Source organism: Niabella hirudinis (assembly GCF_051201075.1).
GTDB lineage: Bacteria > Bacteroidota > Bacteroidia > Chitinophagales > Chitinophagaceae > Niabella > Niabella hirudinis.
In genome coordinates this window covers 486,683-503,779 of record NZ_JBPEHJ010000001.1, presented here as the reverse complement: position 1 = coordinate 503,779, position 17,097 = coordinate 486,683, and the positions used below count along the sequence as shown (strand labels likewise).

General features: G+C 46.5%; 15 protein-coding genes. 9 read left to right on the top strand and 6 right to left on the bottom strand.

Annotated features, from left to right (window positions below):
- Positions 1 to 29 precede the first annotated feature (29 nt).
- Positions 30 to 524, bottom strand: a complete 495-nt coding sequence (locus GGU45_RS01875; protein ID WP_435221500.1) for an SRPBCC family protein — start codon at positions 522 to 524, stop codon at positions 30 to 32.
- A 161-nt stretch (positions 525 to 685) separates the two neighbouring features.
- On the opposite strand from GGU45_RS01875, the gene GGU45_RS01870 reads away from it, so the two are divergent.
- The 3 genes from GGU45_RS01870 (at position 686) to GGU45_RS01860 (ending at position 4,886) form a co-directional block, all read left to right on the top strand.
- On the top strand, positions 686 to 1,666 hold the full coding sequence (locus GGU45_RS01870; protein ID WP_435221498.1) for a GlxA family transcriptional regulator: 981 nt from the start codon (positions 686 to 688) through the stop codon (positions 1,664 to 1,666).
- A gap of 458 nt (positions 1,667 to 2,124) precedes the next feature.
- A complete protein-coding gene (locus GGU45_RS01865; protein WP_435221496.1) occupies positions 2,125 to 4,098 on the top strand; it encodes a sialate O-acetylesterase in 1,974 nt (657 codons plus the stop codon).
- Between the two features lie 56 nt (positions 4,099 to 4,154).
- Positions 4,155 to 4,886 (top strand): esterase family protein, encoded by a 732-nt coding sequence (locus GGU45_RS01860; protein ID WP_435221494.1) that lies wholly within the window; start codon positions 4,155 to 4,157, stop codon positions 4,884 to 4,886.
- Positions 4,887 to 5,059: 173 nt separating this feature from the next.
- Here GGU45_RS01860 and aat read toward each other — a convergent pair whose 3' ends face one another.
- Together aat and GGU45_RS01850 are read right to left on the bottom strand one after the other, a co-directional pair.
- Positions 5,060 to 5,665 carry a leucyl/phenylalanyl-tRNA--protein transferase gene (gene aat, locus GGU45_RS01855; RefSeq protein WP_435221492.1) on the bottom strand — a complete coding sequence of 202 codons (606 nt, stop codon included), beginning with the start codon at positions 5,663 to 5,665 and terminating at the stop codon, positions 5,060 to 5,062.
- Between the two features lie 55 nt (positions 5,666 to 5,720).
- Positions 5,721 to 6,023 (bottom strand): ATP-dependent Clp protease adaptor ClpS, encoded by a 303-nt coding sequence (locus tag GGU45_RS01850; protein WP_435221490.1) that lies wholly within the window; start codon positions 6,021 to 6,023, stop codon positions 5,721 to 5,723.
- Positions 6,024 to 6,221: 198 nt separating this feature from the next.
- Here GGU45_RS01850 and GGU45_RS01845 point away from each other — a divergent pair, with 198 nt between their 5' ends.
- The 6 genes from GGU45_RS01845 (at position 6,222) to GGU45_RS01820 (ending at position 13,298) form a co-directional block, all read left to right on the top strand.
- Positions 6,222 to 7,904: a GMC oxidoreductase gene (locus GGU45_RS01845; RefSeq protein WP_435221488.1), complete on the top strand. Its 1,683-nt coding sequence runs from the start codon at positions 6,222 to 6,224 to the stop codon at positions 7,902 to 7,904.
- A gap of 27 nt (positions 7,905 to 7,931) precedes the next feature.
- The gene (locus tag GGU45_RS01840; protein WP_435221486.1) at positions 7,932 to 8,591 is read left to right on the top strand and encodes a gluconate 2-dehydrogenase subunit 3 family protein; all 660 of its coding nucleotides are present in this window, start codon (positions 7,932 to 7,934) and stop codon (positions 8,589 to 8,591) included.
- Positions 8,592 to 8,695: 104 nt separating this feature from the next.
- The gene (locus GGU45_RS01835) at positions 8,696 to 9,616 is read left to right on the top strand and encodes a sugar phosphate isomerase/epimerase family protein (protein ID WP_435221485.1); all 921 of its coding nucleotides are present in this window, start codon (positions 8,696 to 8,698) and stop codon (positions 9,614 to 9,616) included.
- A 521-nt stretch (positions 9,617 to 10,137) separates the two neighbouring features.
- Entirely contained in the window at positions 10,138 to 11,439 is a 1,302-nt protein-coding gene (locus GGU45_RS01830; protein WP_435221484.1) for a DUF5690 family protein, read from the top strand.
- A 10-nt stretch (positions 11,440 to 11,449) separates the two neighbouring features.
- Positions 11,450 to 12,610 carry a TIGR03364 family FAD-dependent oxidoreductase gene (locus GGU45_RS01825; protein WP_435221482.1) on the top strand — a complete coding sequence of 387 codons (1,161 nt, stop codon included), beginning with the start codon at positions 11,450 to 11,452 and terminating at the stop codon, positions 12,608 to 12,610.
- Positions 12,611 to 12,614: 4 nt separating this feature from the next.
- Positions 12,615 to 13,298, top strand: a complete 684-nt coding sequence (locus GGU45_RS01820) for an HAD-IA family hydrolase (RefSeq protein ID WP_435221480.1) — start codon at positions 12,615 to 12,617, stop codon at positions 13,296 to 13,298.
- A gap of 268 nt (positions 13,299 to 13,566) precedes the next feature.
- Here the strand turns inward: GGU45_RS01820 and GGU45_RS01815 are convergent, their stop codons facing one another.
- From GGU45_RS01815 to GGU45_RS01805, 3 genes are all read right to left on the bottom strand, one after another.
- Positions 13,567 to 14,145 carry a helix-turn-helix domain-containing protein gene (locus tag GGU45_RS01815; RefSeq protein ID WP_435221479.1) on the bottom strand — a complete coding sequence of 193 codons (579 nt, stop codon included), beginning with the start codon at positions 14,143 to 14,145 and terminating at the stop codon, positions 13,567 to 13,569.
- Between the two features lie 75 nt (positions 14,146 to 14,220).
- Complete coding sequence (locus GGU45_RS01810) at positions 14,221 to 16,089, bottom strand: ABC-F family ATP-binding cassette domain-containing protein (protein ID WP_435221477.1); 1,869 nt, start codon at positions 16,087 to 16,089, stop codon at positions 14,221 to 14,223.
- A 217-nt stretch (positions 16,090 to 16,306) separates the two neighbouring features.
- Positions 16,307 to 17,092: an SDR family oxidoreductase gene (locus GGU45_RS01805; protein ID WP_435221476.1), complete on the bottom strand. Its 786-nt coding sequence runs from the start codon at positions 17,090 to 17,092 to the stop codon at positions 16,307 to 16,309.
- Positions 17,093 to 17,097: the final 5 nt, after the last annotated feature.

Here is a 17,097-nt window from a genome sequence, read left to right as displayed (position 1 = left end):
TAAAGGTACATACTGCGCCTGAATTTGTTTTATACTGCCTGCATCTTCCATTTTTTGAGCAACTCCTCATTGAAGCCACCTTCCCTGGCGTTGGGCCCGCCCTTGCCGGTTGTGATCAGCTGGTACAAACTGTTTTGGATATAGTTGGTCCATGCATCATGACAAATAGCATAACATTCATGTGAAGGAACCAGGCCCTGATGGGTAAAATGCAATTCTGTATGGCCATCCTTAACTGTAATGTCGAAGATTACTTTTGTGTCGTTCCACTCGCTTTGATCGTTGACGAAGTTAAAGGCGTTGTCCAGTACCAGCCATACCACTCTTTTGCCCGGAACCACTTCAATTAACTTTAGTTTACAGATATGCACGTCTTTGTAGTGGTAAAGAAATTCATCGTGTAAATGGGCGGTTGGTCCCAATATTTCTTCGCTCCACCATCCGCGCACATTATTTATGGCATTAAAGACCTGTTCCGGTGTTTCGGTTACCCGTATCGTTGTAGTAAAATCATTCTGTTGCATAGCTGATTTTTTAGGTTTAAAAATAAACGGATCTGATTCCGTGTTGCTGAACATAAGGCAAAGCTATTGTCTTAATTGGATATTGTAGCCGTGTAAAATAGACTTTGATCCGGGGGGATTTGGACATAAAGGTTTAGTACTTTTGTAAAAAATTGTTGTGTATGAAACAGGTAACAATCGTGGTGCCGGATTGCATGGTCAATGTGAATACCATTGGCGGGGCTTATGACATCCTTTACCGCGCCAACGAATACTGGAAAAGCGCCGGTCATCCGTCTTTATTGAACATTGATATTGCCGGCTTTGTTTCCGAAGTACGATCGCACAATGGTTATCTGGCTATCCGGCCAACCGATATCCGTTCCATCCGGCACACGGACCTCGTGCTGATTCCTGCCGTATTGGGCGCTTATGAAGAGGCCGTGCGGCAAAACCAGGAATTGCTTAGCTGGATCCGCCTGCAATACAAAACCGGGGCAGAAGTAGCCAGCATGTGTTCGGGAGGCTTTCTTTTGGCCGCAACGGGCCTGCTCAACAATGGGGCCTGCTCTATCCATTGGAATAAAAAGGAAGAATTTGAGCGCATGTTTCCGGAGGTTCGCATTGCTACCGGTAAAATCATCACGCACGAAAATGGTATCTACACCAATGGGGGGGCTTATTCTTTTTTGAATCTGGTGCTGTACCTGGTAGAGCAACTGTTTGATCGTTCCATCGCGATCCTTTGCTCAAAGGTTTTTCAGATTGATGTGGACCGCACCACGCAGTCTCCGTTTACCATCTTCCAGGTACAGAAGACGCACGATGATGAGCTCATCCGCGATGCGCAAACCTATATTGAAGAGCATCTGGATACCCGGATCTCTTTCGAAAAGCTGGCGCTGCAACTGGCGACCAGCCGCCGGAATTTTGACCGGCGGTTTATCAAAGCAACCGGCAATACTCCCGTAGAATACCTGCAGCGTGTAAAGGTAGAAGCCGCAAAGAAAGAACTGGAACGGGGACGCAAAACCGTATTTGAAGTAATGATGGATGTAGGCTATACCGATGATAAAACCTTTAGGGACGTATTCCGGAAGGTGACAGGGCTGCTGCCGCAGGATTACAAAAGCCGGTATCAAAAGCCGGAGTATTCTGTATGATCCTGCCGGTACCGCCCGATATCCAGCAGCAGGCTTTATAGTGCGGGTCTTTGAGCATCGTGGTTTTCCTGCCACAAAGATTCTGTGTCATTGCCACTGAAACACCGAAACACAGAAGTTCTTAATGGTATGGCGCTGGCCTTCCTTTTTATTTACAAAGGTTCCAAAATCCTCAGAATCTCAGAGCTTCTGTGGCAAACACAGGAGGTACTAAGAAACACCAAGGGAAGGTTGTTTTTTTTTTCGTGTATGCTTTGTGTCTTAGTGGCAGCAACAGCATAGTATTCTTGCTTCTGGCGTACCAGTTGGCCGTGAAATAAAACACGCTTGTTCCGTCAACGAAATATGCTTATTTTAGTACCCTCAAAAGCGATTGTTTGAAAAGAGCCACAAGCATTCTGCTGTCCGCAGCGGTGATTGTTTTGGCGCATTGTACCTGGCCATTAAAAAATAAACAGATGAATTTTTGCCGTTTACAAACATTGGTATTGTTTGCCCTTGGTGTCTTTTTCCTGAACCGCCTGCATGCGGAGGTAACGCTGCCGGCCGTGATCAGCGATAATATGGTATTGCAGCAAAAAGCTGCTCCGGCTCTTTGGGGCAAGGCGGGGCCCGGAAAAATAATAACCGTACAAACCTCATGGAATAAAAGAACTTACCAGGCAAAGGCCGATGCTTTGGGCAACTGGAAGTTGCATGTAAACACACCTTCTTTTGGAGGGCCTTATACCATCCGTATATCTGAAGAAAATACAGTAACGCTCAATAATGTCCTCATTGGCGATGTATGGCTTTGTTCCGGCCAGTCCAATATGGAAATGCCCCTGGCCGGCTGGGGAAAGATCCTCAACTATGAGCAGGAGATCGCAAATGCCAATTTTCCGCAGATCCGGTTGTTACAGGCTATACATGTTACCGCCAACCAGCCCATCAATAACCTGGAGGTACGCAATAATGGATGGGATATCTGCACGCCGAAAACGGTGGCCGACTTTTCTGCTGTGGCCTATTTCTTTGCCCGCGGGATTTATGAAAAAACAAAGATCCCCATCGGGCTTATTCACAGCTCCTGGGGCGGCACCATTGCGGAAGCATGGACCAGTTACGAAACCTTACAGCAGCTTCCTGATTTTGCAGCTGCCGCAGAAAAAATAAGGGCTGCCGGCGAAACCAGTAAAATAGAGTTCGCGCGTCAGTTGGCCAACTGGGAAAAAAGCCGGCAGGCAGCAGATAAAGGAATGGCCGGCCGGTGGGCGGCTCCGGGGTTAAACACCGCCGATTGGAAAACAATGCCCGTTCCGGGGCTCATTGAAGAAAACGGACTGCCCGGGTTTGATGGAATTGTATGGTTTAAGCGGAAGGTTGCCATCCCCGAAAGCTGGAAGTCCGAGGATCTTATATTGAACTTAGGTCCGATTGATGATGATGATATTACCTGGTTTAACGGCGAACAGATTGGCGCTACCAGCGCATGGAATATAGATCGGGTGTATACCATCCCCGCCCGGTTAATCAAAAAAGGGAATAATGATCTTACGGTTCGTGTTTCTGACAATAGTAATGGAGGGGGAATTTATGGAAAGCCGGCGCAGTTGTTTATAAAAAACAGCTCCGGGCAAAAAATAGACCTTCCCGGAAACTGGTTGTATAAAGTATCCAGCTCATTAAAGGATCTTCCTGCAGCCCCCAAGAACCCCGATAATCCCAACCGGCCTACGGTTCTTTATAATGCAATGATTGCACCGGTTATTGACTATGGAATTAAAGGCGCTATCTGGTACCAGGGTGAGTCCAATGCCGGGCGGGCCTATCAATACCGGGAGCTGTTTCCGGCGATGATCAAAGACTGGCGTAAGAAATTTTCATCCGGCAACTTCCCGTTCTATTTTGTACAGCTGGCCAATTATATGAAGCGTGCCGGTCAGCCGGGCCCCTCGGCCTGGGCGGAGCTCAGGGAGGCACAGCAGATGACCACAAAGCTTGTCAATACCGGTATGGCGACCATCATTGATATTGGTGAGGAAAAGGATATTCATCCCAAAAACAAACAGGAGGTTGGCAGAAGGCTGGCGCTGATTTCATTGAATAAAGATTATAAAAAGAAGATTGAATACTCCGGTCCGCGTTACCAGGCACAAAAGATTAAGGGCAATCGTATCGCACTTACTTTTGACCATGCGGCGGGTATGAAGGCTTCTGATGGAAAGCTGACCGGCTTCGCCATTGCGGGCGCGGATAAAAAATTTTATTGGGCCAATGCTGAAATTGCCGGTAATACAATCACCGTAAGTGCGCCTGAGGTAACACAACCAGTAGCTGTGCGTTATGCCTGGGCCGATAATCCGGACGCGAACCTGGTTAACGGTGCCGGTTTACCAGCCTCACCCTTTCGTACCGACCAGTGGGACGGTATTACAAAAGGGGTGAAGTAGTTTGCTTTGTTTAACGTAAAAAAAGCTTATTTTGTAGACAGATTAAAATCCGGTTTATGAATAAGCAGATAACGTCCTGGTTGAGCCCATCCCTGCAAAAAACAATGCCCATTGTTAGTTATGGTTCCATTGGCACTGTGCTGCTCCTGGTGCCTACTGCCGGCGCCGATTACCTGGAATATGAACGCTTTCAGTTGATTGATAGCCTGGCGCCGTTTATCAATGGCGGCAAATTAAAAGTATATTCTATTGACAGCGTCAATAACGAAAGCTGGCTTAATAAAGAAATGAACAGCTGGGACAAAGCGCAGCGACATGAGCAGTGGAATGCTTATGTATATTATGAAGTGCTTCCCTTTATCAAAAACGCATCGGGCGGCGATACCCCTGTATTTGTTAGCGGGGCTTCTTTTGGCGCACTGCATAGCATGAACTTGTTTTTAAAACGCCCCGATCTTTTAGCCGGTGTTATTGCGATGAGCGGCGTGTATGACCTTACTTATTATTCGGACGGGTTCATAAACGATACGGTTTATTTTAACAGCCCCTGGCATTATATGCCCAACCTCGCCGATCATGGCATACTGGAACAGATCCGGAAAAGTCCGCATATTCATATCCTGACCGGCGCCGGCGCCTATGAAGACCCAAAGGCTGGCGGGGAATTTGCCAGGATCCTGTATAATAAAGGCATCTATTATGAATTTGACAACTGGGGCGAAAACTATAAGCACGACTGGCCTACCTGGCGCGAGATGCTTCCTCATTATATAGGTAGCCGGTTTTAATGCGTATTCCGGGATTTTCGATTTTGATGGCTATAAGGGAATGGTTGAATGCCAACGATGCGTTTAATGTTTCAAATTCACTTCTACATTTTATATTTTTTATTCAATATTTTACATTCCCGCAGGGTAGGTTCCAGGTTTCAAGTTTCAGGTTGGAGTTTCAGATTTTCAAATTATTGTCCGGAAATATATCGTTTCAGCAGCGCATCAAAGGCCTTTCCATCGATCATGCGGGCGCCCATGCTCTCCAGGTAGTCTGAATGCACCTGGCAGTCGATCAGTTGTACCTGTTCTTTTTTTAACTGTTCGGTGTAGCAGGCAAATGCATAACGGGAGGCATTGCTGACCAGGCTGAACATACTTTCTCCAAAAAATACCCGCCCCAGGCGAACCCCATAAAGGCCACCCACCAATGCCCCGTCCTTCCATACTTCAGCGCTGTGCGCATAACCCTCGTGGTGCAGTTGCCGATAGGCCCGCACTACTTCTTCGGTAATCCAGGTGCCATCCTGGTTGCTGCGTTTTACTTCCTGGCAATGACGGATCACTTTTTCAAAAGCGCGGTTAATGGTAAACTCAAAGGCATTCTTGTTAAGCAATGAGCGCACCGTTTTGCTTTTCCTGAACTCATCCGGGAATAATACAAAGCGCGGATTCGGGCACCACCAAAGCACCGGGGGGACTTCATACCAGGGAAAAATACCGGAAGCGTAGGCCAGCAAAAGCCGTTGTGGATTCAGGTCGCCGCCAATTGCCAGCAATCCATCCTTTTCAGCCATATATACCGGCGGAAAATACAGTTTATCGGATAGGGCAAAAATGGGCATGGGATAGTTATGCAACCAACGCTTCAATAGTGGCGGAAATACCGCGGTCGAGGATGGCATTGCACATAGGCTCAAGATCTTCGTACATACCTTCTTTAACGGCGTATTTACCTTTAAAATGAATAATGTAAGAGCATTGTTCGGCCTGTTCAAAGGTATGCCCGCAAACCTCCATCAGGGTTTCAATTACCCATTCAAAACTGTTTACGTCATCGTTCCAGACGATCAGTTGCCAGGAAGCAGCCTCCGCTGTTAGTACATCCGTTTCCGCTTCTGTTTTTGTAAATGGGTTGGTTCCTGAAAAACTCATCCTGCAAAGATAAATTATTCCGGATAAACGTCCTGTGCGGTTCGTTTTTTGAAAGCGTGTATAAAGCACACAATACCGCTTATGTAATTATAAAAAAAATAACAAAGGATTTCGATTTAAAACGATACTTTTATAGCTATTAATGGGTTGTTTACTTTTTTTTACTAACGATTTTTAGATTTTTTTAAAAACAGTTTAATGGCAGAAAATAACACTTACGATGCTATTGTTATTGGCAGCGGTGTCTCCGGAGGGTGGGCCGCCAAGGAACTTACCGAAAAAGGACTGAAAGTAATCATGCTGGAACGTGGAAAAAACATCGAGCATGTAAAAGACTATGTTAATGCCGGTAAGGCGCCGTGGGAATTTCCGCACAGGGGCTCAAAAACACAGGAGATGATCAAAGATCACCCGGTGCTGAACCGCGATTACCCGCTGAATGAAACAAACCTCGACTGGTGGGTTGATGAAAAAGAATCGCCTTATACCGAAGTAAAACGTTTCGATTGGTTCAGGGGCTATCATGTAGGTGGGCGGTCGCTGATGTGGGGCCGTCAAAGCTACCGTTGGGCTGATCTGGATTTTGAAGCCAATGCAAAGGATGGAATTGGTACCGACTGGCCGGTACGTTATAAAGATATTGCGTCCTGGTACGATTATGTGGAAAAATTTGCTGGCATCAGCGGAAACCGGGATGGCATCAGCCACCTGCCCGATGGGCAATTTTTGCCTCCCATGGATATGACGGTTGTTGAAAAAGATGTTGCCGCGCGTATCAAGGATATTTATAAGGGACAACGACAGGTGATCATCGGTCGCGTGGCCAATATTACCGAGCCCTTACCCGGGCGTACCAATTGCCAGTACCGGAACAAGTGCTGGCTGGGATGTCCGTTTGGCGGCTATTTCAGCACGCAGTCGTCCACTTTGCCGGCAGCCATGAAAACGGGAAACCTCACACTCCGGCCCTGGAGTATTGTAACAAAGATCTTATACGACAAAGATAAAAAACGTGCTACCGGCGTTGAGGTACTGGATGCAGAAACCAATAAGACTTATGTATACAATGCCAAGATTGTTTTCCTGAATGCTTCTACGTTAAACAGTACCTGGATCCTGCTCAACTCGGCTACGGATATATGGCCGGGTGGCCTGGGCAGCTCCAGTGGAGAGTTGGGCCATAACCTGATGGATCACCATCTTGGTGTGGGAGCCAGCGGAAGGGTGGAAGGATATGAGGATAAATATACATACGGACGCAGGGCCAATGGGATCTATATCCCGCGGTTCCGGAATATGAATGGTGAAAAGCGCGATTATATCCGTGGTTTTGGATACCAGGGTGGTGGCGGCCGCGGCCGGGGCAATGCATCGGCAGAGGAACAAACCATCGGTGTTGGATTAAAGGAATCATTAACCGAGCCCGGATCGTGGAGCATGAATATTGGAGGTTTTGGAGAAATCCTTCCCTACCATGAAAATGTGGTAACATTGGATCAGAACAAGAAAGACAAGTGGGGACTGAATGTATTGTCGATCGATGCAGAATGGAAGGACAACGAGCGGAAGATGCGCATTGATATGAAAAATGACGCCATCGAAATGCTCGAAAAGGCCGGCGTAAAAGATGTAAAGGGACGTGAGGGAGATGGTACCATTGGCCGCGGGATCCATGAAATGGGTACGGCACGTATGGGGGCCGATCCTAAAACATCCGTACTCAATAAATGGAACCAGGTTTGGGACGCGCCCAATGTTTTTGTTACAGATGGTTCTTTTATGGCCTCAGCAAATTGTGTGAATCCTTCATTAACGTATATGGCGTTTACCGCCCGGGCCGTAGATCATGCAATAGAGGAATTAAAAAAACAAAATCTTTAACCCAATTGTACAATTAAAATACAAACAATGAACAGGAAAGAAGCTTTATCACGTGTTGGTATTTTGTTAGGAGGCTCTATTATTGGCGCTGAAGTTTTTTTATCGGGTTGTAAATCTACTGCTACAAAGGCGGGGGCATTTTCCCCGGAGGTAATAGCATTGCTGGATGAAATTGGCGAAACCATTATCCCCACCACACCGGATTCGCCGGGTGCAAAAGCTGCCCAGATAGGCAATTTTATGAAGACGATTGTCTCCGATTGTTATCGCGAGAACGAACAAAAAACCTTTAATGAAGGTATCGATAAATTTAATGAGGCATGTAAAGCAAAGTACAGCAAAGGGTTTACAGAATTGTCTCCGGCGGAGCGGACTGAATTCCTGATTGTACTCGACAAAGAAGCCAAGGAGTTTACAAAAACAGATTCCTATAAAAAGGAAAGGGATGCCTTCAACAAGCAACAGGATGAATGGGTGAAAGCCGAGGAGGCCAAAAAGAATTTTGGCGCGGTAAAGGTAAAACAAAGCTACCCGCCGCATTACTTCAGCATGATGAAACAGCTGACGCTTTGGGGGTATTTTACATCTAAGCCCGGCGCTACCCAGGCGCTGCGCTATATAGAAACCCCCGGGAAATTTGATGGCGCGTATCCCTATAAAAAAGGCGATAAAGCCTGGGCGTTGTAAGCGCCGCCGGGTAAAACAGTGCTGCATCGGGCCGGGATGGCGATAAACTTTTCCGGGCGGTGGAGCACTTTTTTTATAATCTATAACCTTTAAACTTTCAGAGAATGGGTATCAGCAGAAAAACATTTTTAAGAACGACTTCAGTTTTGGCCTCGGGAGCCCTGGTAGGTCGGCCGTTGCTGGCCAGCGCGGGCAGGGCCAAAAAGTACCCCATATCGCTGGCAGAATGGTCGCTGCACCGCGCCTTGCAAAAGAAACAGATCTCGAACCTCGATTTTCCCCGAATTGCTAAAAAGGAGTTTGGTATTTCGATTGTTGAATATGTGAACCAGTTCTTTAAAGACAAAGCGGAGGATACCGTCTACCTGAATCAGTTGCTCACCGTTTGTAAGGACAATGGTGTATCCAATCACCTGATCATGTGTGATGGAGAAGGCGAATTGGGGCATACCAATGACGCAGAGCGGAAGAAAGCTGTAGAGAACCATTATAAATGGGTGCATGCGGCAAAGTTCCTGGGCTGCAAAACCATTCGCGTAAATGCTGCAGGAAACGGTACGGCAGAGGAAGTAGCAAAAGCCGCCGTGGACGGACTGGGCCGGCTTGGCGAATATGCGGCAAAGGAAAAAATTAACGTGATCGTGGAAAACCATGGCGGCTATTCCTCCGATGGAAAATGGCTGGGAGGTGTTATGAAGGCGATAGGTAAAAAGAACGTGGGTACACTTCCCGATTTTGGAAATTTTTGCCTGAAGCGGGGCGAGAACTGGAAATGTATAGAAGAGTATGATCGCTACCAGGGCGTAAAGGAATTAATACCTTTTGCCAAAGGCGTCAGTGCTAAAGCTTATAACTTTAATGCGCAGGGCGATTGTATTGAAACGGATTATAAGCGGATCTTTGATATTATTAACGCTTCCGGATTTAAAGGGATCGTGGGCATTGAGTATGAAGGGGATGAGTTAGGTGAATACGATGGTATCAAAGCTACACTGGCTTTATTAAAAAAAGTAATGGGAGGATAATCCTGATTTTAGTTACTGGCATAAAAAGCCGGCCCTGAACTATCGGGCCGGCTTTTTGCATATAGCGGGGGCCGGAGTGTTTATCCGGAAGAATAGTTTCCTATGCATGCTGCCGGGATTGTTTTATCTAAAAAGGGTATTTGAGATAACCTCCGGTCATCAACGCCTGCCTGCTTTGTAACAGTTTCCCACTGTTTAGCTGCAAGCATATTTTTATAAAAAATTTTACTATTTGTAATAATTGGGTGCTTTCATTTCCGGCATTTTCTAACGAACCTGATGCATGCCTGGCTAAACGTGCGGCAGTTTCGTATTCTTTTACTACATCCGGGTAACCAGTCTAAAAAATTATCTTTATTGTATTAATATGTTCATTGTAAACATATTGTGGATATTTCTGTACTCGTTTATTGGAAACGGCGCCCATTTCTCCGGTAACAATTGCTTAATCCTAAGATCATAATAGCTTAATTGGAGACGTGCTAAAAGGCTCTAATTTTGGTCTGTCAAATGCAATAGTCATGTCCGGAGCCGGAAATAACTTTACAAATAGTAAAAAATCAACGATCTTTATCGTTATTTCGGTATTTCTGTGCTATACAGCTATGTATGCGATACGGAAATCCTTTCTGGCAGGGCAGTACAAGAATCTGGACCTGGGGCATGGCTGGGATGCCAAAACAATACTGGTGATCAGCCAGGTACTGGGTTATATGGTTTCGAAGTTTATCGGGATTAAAGTGATCTCGGAAATGCGCAAGGAAAAACGGACACTGTGGCTTATCGGTTTTATTACCTTTGGATTGGCCATGCTGGGCTTGTTTGCTGTATTGCCTCCGAGGCTGAAGGTGCTGGCGCTTTTTTTGAATGGGACACCATTGGGAATGGTGTTTGGGATTGTGTTCTCTTATATAGAAGGGCGTAAAAATACGGAGTTACTGGCGGCAGCGCTGAGTGCCACTTTTATCTTTTCAACAGGGCTGGTGAAATCGGTTGGGCTGGTTTTAATGAGGGATTTTAACGTGGGAGAATACGATATGCCTTTTTTGACCGGGCTGCTGTTCTTTCCCGTTTTTATCCTGTCTGCACTGATACTGCGCAAAACAAAGGGGCCGGATAAAAGAGATATTAAAGAACGTACACAGCGGGTACCGATGTACGGGCGCGACCGGCGGCGTTTTTTATTGCAGAATGGGTTAGGATATTTCGGACTGGTAGTAATCTACATACTCCTTACAGTTATGCGGGATTTCAGGGATAATTTTATTGTTGAATTTTGGGCAGAGCAGGGCGTATCAGGCGTGCCACAGCTGGTTACCTTAACGGAGATACCGGTTGCGGTTGTGGTATTGATTGTAGCGGCTGCGGGGATATTGGTACGTAACAATCAAAGGGCATTTGGTATGGGCATGGTATTCATTGCAGGAGGCGCCATCCTTACAATCCTTTCCAGTTATTTGTTCTACAACGGGGTGTTATCGCCGGTGACGTGGATGATATTGTCCGGTATCGGGAGCTACCTGCCCTACATCCTGTTTCACTGTCTTATTTTTGAGCGGCTGGTGGCGTTATTGGATTTTAAAGGGAATGTAGGGTTTTTATTTTATCTGGCTGATGCATTAGGATACCTGGGAAGCGTGGTTATATTATTCCTTAAAGAAGTGACCGGGTTTAAACAAAGCTGGACCCATTTTTTTGTAGCGTTAAATGTCCAGTGCGCGGTTTCTATTCTTATACTGGTGGTATTGGCACTCTGGTATTTTAACCGGCAGATCACCCGGAAAAGCGGGGGTATGGTACCGGCCGGACCGTATAAATTGTAATAGAATGCGTATGCGCAATAAATATGATTTAATTGTTGTAGGAGGAGGGGTGCTGGGTACTTTTCATGCCTACCATGCATTAGAACTGGGGTTGAAGGTGGCTGTTATAGAAAAGGATAAACGGCCCCGGAGTGCTACGGTACGTAATTTTGGACAGGTAGTACCTTCAGGGATGAGTACCAGGTGGCAGGAGTATGGAAGGGAGAGTCTGAATATTTACAAGCAGATCCAGAAACAATTTGATATTTCTGTGCGGCACAATGGATCGGTTTACCTGGCTTCCAATGAGGAAGAGGTACAACTGATCGAAGAGCTGAGCAACATTAACAAAAAAAACGGCTATGTGTCGCAGTTACTGACCCGGCAGGAGTGCCTGGAAAAGTATCCGGGATTGAAACCGGACTATGTTAAAGCAGGCCTGTTCTTTCCCGATGAAGTAACGGTTGAGCCCAGGGTAATGATCGGGCGGCTGTTGCAGTATCTTATTAAAGAAAAAGGGCTGGACTACTATGACAGTACCCATGTGCTCAATTGTGTGCCGGTAACAGGTGGGGTCAGCGTGCATACCTCAAAGGAAACCGAACTTGCAGCAGGCAAGGTGATCATCTGCTGCGGATCGGAATTTAAAACCCTGTACCCGCAGTTGTTTGCCGGCAGCGACCTGGAAGTTACCAAGCTCCAGATGCTCCAAACGGTTCCCCTGACCGGTTATGAGCTGAAAGGTTCTATATTGACCGGCTTATCTATCCGGAGATATGAAGCGTTTTATGAATGTCCCTCATTTGCAGCAATAAAGGCAAGAGAGGCCCCGGATTCGTTCGAAAAGAAATGGGGGATACATATTCTGTTTAAACAAGCGGTAGATGGTTCTGTTATTATTGGTGATTCTCATGAATATGCCCATGCGGCCGATGCGGAGGACCTGGGTTTTGACTTGCGGACCGATGTGGATGATTTTATGATCACCGAGGCGCAGAAGATCATAGCATTGCCGAGTTATGAAATTCAGAACCGCTGGTTCGGGATCTATTCCCAATGTAAAACGCAGGATCTGTTTCAGCATACGATCGATGAAGCTATTCATATTGTTACCGGGATCGGAGGCAAAGGGATGACCGGATGCGCGGGATTTTCCAGGGAGCATATTAAAAGAATATTTGATTTAAAATAGGAGTATGAAGAAGATTAAGATGGTTGTTTTTGATATGGCAGGTACTACTGTAAATGAAAACAACCTGGTGTACAAAACGGTTTTAAAGGTGATCAATGACCAGGGATTTAACCTGACGCTGGAAGAAGTATTGGTGCATGGTGCAGGGAAGGAAAAGTACCGGGCCATTACTGATGTGCTAACCGCCTGTACGGATGTGCCGGATGTAAAGTCCGTAGCCGACCGGGCATTTGCAAATTTTAAGCAGGAACTTGAAAAAGCGTATGACGAGGAAACGATCAGCAGCTTTAGCGGCATGGATGCATTTTTTGATAGGTTGCGGGATCATCGTATCCTTATTGCATTAAATACCGGCTATGACAAAAGAACAGCGTTGAAACTGATTGGCAAACTGGACTGGCAGACAGGGCGGAATTTTGACACCCTGGTTACTGCCGATGATGTTGAAAAAGGCCGGCCGTTTCCCGATATGATCCGGTATGCAATGAAACAGCTGGATGTCAGCGATGCCGGCAGTGTATTAAAAGCGGGAGACTCGGTCATTGATATTGAAGAAGGGAAAAATGCCGGTTGTGGCATTACGGTAGGGGTATTAAGTGGCGCCCAAACCCGCGCGCAGCTTTCCGGCGCGCAGCCGGATTATATTTTAAATGTTCTTACAGAGCTGGACAGGGTGCTTTTTAATTAGCGGGTACGCCACAACGACTCTGAGAAGCTGTTTAAAAATAGAATGATTAAAAACCATTAAGGCATTAAGAATAGTTTAGTAGCCGCAGTTCCTAATGAATATTAATGGTTTTTGAGGGCGTTAATGTCTGTTATATGGGATTTTAATAATGAAAATTTAAACAGCTTCTGAGACACGGATTTTTGATACACCCCTTTGCAAAGGCTTTTTGTCGGGCGAATTCGTCCTCAAGGGCCATCAGGTTTCCGTGGCAGCAAACATGAGCCGGTCATTCTTTCCCCGAAAGAAAGAAATACATTACGATCATCTTGGCAGGTATGATACCTCTGTTTACAGGAACATGGGGCACACGCCCGTCAAAAAAGAGGGCATCTCCTTCCCGGATCAGCACTTCTTCTTCGCCAATGATATAAAAGCATTCGCCGGACAGCATATATTTGAACTCGAAGGCATCCGTTTCTACGGTGGCTCTTTGGGAGCCCGGCTGTACTTCCAGCAGAACGGCTTCAAACCCTACGGTATTGAGTTGCCTGCCCAGCAGCGTACGGTATTCAAAACCTTCTGCTTCATCTTCTTTCTCGATGATGGCGTGTTCCTCTCTTCGGGATACGATAAAGTTTTTTCCGGTGGCTAGTGGCACCTCTTTAAAGAAATCGGCCACAGCGATGTCCAGTACCTGTATGATGTTCAGCAGTACCGGAAGTGAGGGAATGGTTCTCCCGTTTTCAATGCGGGAGATCAGGCCGTTGCTCAGGTCTGCTTTGCCCGCCACATTATTGATGGTAAGTCTCTTGTTCTTCCGGATCTCTTTGATCCGTTTTCCGATGCCGATCAGATAATCTTCCATAAACCTGTTTTCTAAGGAGCGAAAGTACACAAGATTTTGGCCCTCTGCCAAACCTGGAACCTGAACCTTTAATCCTTATCCTTCGATCAGCTCGCTCAGCTCCAGCCAGCGCAGCTCTTTTTCATCCAGCAGCGCCGTAATTTCACCAATGCGGCCGGACAATTTTTCCAATTGTTCAAAATCAGTAGTGCCGCCAGAAAGTTGCGCGGTGATGGTATCTTTTTCTGTGTTAAGATCCGCAATCTCTTTTTCCAGTAATTCGTATTCCCGTTTTTCCTTGAAAGATATTTTTTTTGCAACAGGCTTCTGGACTGGAACGGCTTTTACAGCAGCCGGGGCGCTGGCAGCCGGCTGACTTTTTTCCTGCAGGCGATATTGGGTGTAGTTACCGGGGAAGTCCCTGATAACGCCGTCTCCTTCAAATACAAAAAGGTGGTCCACCAGCCGGTCCATAAAATACCGGTCGTGCGAAACGATCAGCAGGCATCCGGGGTATTCGCTCAGGAAATTTTCCAGTACCGAAAGGGTCGGAAGGTCCAGATCATTAGTGGGCTCATCGAGAATCAGGAAATTAGGATTGCGAAACAGTATCGATAATAAATGAAGCCTTCTTTTTTCTCCTCCGCTCAGCTTGCTTACATAAGTGTATTGTTTGTCCGGGTCAAAGAGGAACAATTGTAAGAACTGGGCAGCGCTCAGCGTGCTGCCATCGGCAAGCGGAAAGTTCTCCGCAATGTTTTTTACAAATTCAATCACCCGCATATCTTCTTTCAGCACCAGTCCCTGTTGCGAGTAATTGCCAAAGACGATGGTATCGCCGATGTTGATTTTGCCGCTATCGGGCAAGTCCACACCCTGCAGGATATTGATAAAGGTCGATTTTCCGGCACCGTTCTTCCCGATGATGCCCAGGCGTTCCCCCTTTTTAAAGGTATAATCAAATCCTTCGAGTATTTTTTTATCACCAAAAGATTTGTAGACCTTCTTCATCTCAACGATCTTTCCACCCAGGCGGTTCATCTTCATTTGCAGCTGTACCTGGTCATCGGTAACCTGTTGTTTGGCCGTTTTTTCAATATTGTAAAAATTGTCTTCCCGGCTTTTTGATTTGGTAGTACGCGCCTTGGGTTGTTTGCGCATCCATTCCAGCTCCCGCCGGTAGAGGTTTTTTGCTTTATCGATAGTGGCATTCAGGTTTTCAACACGCTGCGCCTTTTTGTCAAGATAATATTCATAGTCGCCCCGGTGTACATATAGTTCACTGTCTTCAATTTCCCAGATCTCATTGCAAACCGCATCCAGGAAGTACCGGTCGTGCGTTACCAGCAGGAGCGTTACATTCTCTTTGCCCAGGAAATGTTCCAGCCACTCTACCATGGCTACATCCAGGTGGTTGGTTGGCTCGTCCATGATCAGCAATACATGCTTGTGCTCAAAACCGATGTCGATCAGCGTGCGGGCCAGGGCTACCCGCTTTTTTTGTCCGCCGCTCAGCGTTTTTATTTTCTGATCCAGGTGGTGGATATTCAGTTTCCCGAAGATCTGTTTCACCCGGGAATCGAAGTCCCAGGCATTGAGCTCGTCCATCCGTACCAGGGCCTTACCTATACGATCGGCATCACCGCTTTCGCTGGCCATTTCATATTCCCGGATGGCCTGAACTGTGGGGTGGTTATGAAAAAAGATATTATCAGAAACGGTGAGTTCTTCCTCAAGATCGGGGTCTTGCTCAAACAGGATCACTTCCACGTCTTTATGGACCCATAGTTTTCCCGAATCAGAGGTTTCTTTGCCTGCCAGTATTTTTAATAAAGTAGATTTGCCCGTACCGTTCCGGGCCACAATAGCTATTTTATCACCTTCTTCAATATGAAATGAAATATCCGAAAACAGGGGTTGGATCCCATAACTTTTAGCCAGTCCTTCTGCTGAAACGTAATGCATCCGGCAAAGGTAGGGAAGTTCGGGGTTTGTGGAGGAGAGGAGTGAGGAGTGAAATGTTTGGAGTGAAATGTTGGTTAGTGAGATGTTTGGAGTGAAATGTTTAGTGAGAAGTTGAACTTTTTACCATAAACAGGTTGAATTTTACCCAAAAACTTCACGCTCCATACGTCTGACATCTCACTAAAAACTTCTCACTATAAACATCTCACCCGCTCCCTCAAACACTCCGGATCAATCCCCCGTCAATAGCAATACTGGTTCCGGTAATATAGGCTGCCTGTTCCGAAGCCAGGAATGTTACCAGGTTTCCCATTTCCTCCGGTTGTCCCAGCCGCTTCATGGGAATGGTTTCCAGTGCTTGTTTTTTGTATTCCTCCAGTGGCATGTTCCGGGCAATGGCTTCCCGTTCATATAATTCCATTATGCGATCCGTTTCGAAGTTCCCGGTCAGGATATTGTTGACCGTTATATGGTCTTTTGCTACCTGTGTGGCCAGGGTCTTTCCCCAGGTAACCACGGCAGCGCGGATCGTATTGGATAAGGCCAGGGCCTCAATAGGCTCTTTTACCGATCTTGAAGTAAGGTTGATGATCCGCCCAAAACGGTTGGCGATCATATGCGGCAGCGCTTTTTCCGTGGTATATTGAACTGTGCGGAACAAGAGGTTAAAAGCTGTTACATAGTCCGCATCTTTTTTTTCCAGCGCCGTGCCCGGACTGGGGCCGCTGGTATTATTGACCAGGATATCCACGGTATTGCTGGAAAAGTAATGGTCTATATGTTTCTTAAAGGCATCAATATCCGAAAAATCCGCGGCAATATACTGATGCTGCTGGTTTTCAGATGCAGGCAAGTCTGCCGCCAGTTGCTGTAATGTCGCTTCATTACGTGCCAGCAGCGTAACTGTGGCGCCGCTGGCTGCCAACTGCCAGGCAATGGCTTTTCCCAGCCCGCTGCTGCTGGCGCCCACCAGCGCTTTTTTATTTTTTAATGAGATCTGCATAAATA

What these genes read in the sequence shown, in the direction of transcription:
- GGU45_RS01820 (WP_435221480.1), top strand. Translation starts at nt 12,615, where the DNA reads ATGAAGAAGATTAAGATGGTTGTTTTTGATATGGCAGGTACTACTGTA.
- GGU45_RS01830 (WP_435221484.1), top strand. Translation starts at nt 10,138, where the DNA reads ATGTCCGGAGCCGGAAATAACTTTACAAATAGTAAAAAATCAACGATC.
- aat (WP_435221492.1), bottom strand. Translation starts at nt 5,665, where the DNA reads ATGGCTGAAAAGGATGGATTGCTGGCAATTGGCGGCGACCTGAATCCA.
- GGU45_RS01835 (WP_435221485.1), top strand. Translation starts at nt 8,696, where the DNA reads ATGGGTATCAGCAGAAAAACATTTTTAAGAACGACTTCAGTTTTGGCC.
- GGU45_RS01865 (WP_435221496.1), top strand. Translation starts at nt 2,125, where the DNA reads ATGAATTTTTGCCGTTTACAAACATTGGTATTGTTTGCCCTTGGTGTC.
- GGU45_RS01870 (WP_435221498.1), top strand. Translation starts at nt 686, where the DNA reads ATGAAACAGGTAACAATCGTGGTGCCGGATTGCATGGTCAATGTGAAT.
- GGU45_RS01860 (WP_435221494.1), top strand. Translation starts at nt 4,155, where the DNA reads ATGAATAAGCAGATAACGTCCTGGTTGAGCCCATCCCTGCAAAAAACA.
- GGU45_RS01815 (WP_435221479.1), bottom strand. Translation starts at nt 14,145, where the DNA reads ATGGAAGATTATCTGATCGGCATCGGAAAACGGATCAAAGAGATCCGG.
- GGU45_RS01840 (WP_435221486.1), top strand. Translation starts at nt 7,932, where the DNA reads ATGAACAGGAAAGAAGCTTTATCACGTGTTGGTATTTTGTTAGGAGGC.
- GGU45_RS01845 (WP_435221488.1), top strand. Translation starts at nt 6,222, where the DNA reads ATGGCAGAAAATAACACTTACGATGCTATTGTTATTGGCAGCGGTGTC.
- GGU45_RS01850 (WP_435221490.1), bottom strand. Translation starts at nt 6,023, where the DNA reads ATGAGTTTTTCAGGAACCAACCCATTTACAAAAACAGAAGCGGAAACG.
- GGU45_RS01875 (WP_435221500.1), bottom strand. Translation starts at nt 524, where the DNA reads ATGCAACAGAATGATTTTACTACAACGATACGGGTAACCGAAACACCG.
- GGU45_RS01805 (WP_435221476.1), bottom strand. Translation starts at nt 17,092, where the DNA reads ATGCAGATCTCATTAAAAAATAAAAAAGCGCTGGTGGGCGCCAGCAGC.
- GGU45_RS01810 (WP_435221477.1), bottom strand. Translation starts at nt 16,089, where the DNA reads ATGCATTACGTTTCAGCAGAAGGACTGGCTAAAAGTTATGGGATCCAA.
- GGU45_RS01825 (WP_435221482.1), top strand. Translation starts at nt 11,450, where the DNA reads ATGCGCAATAAATATGATTTAATTGTTGTAGGAGGAGGGGTGCTGGGT.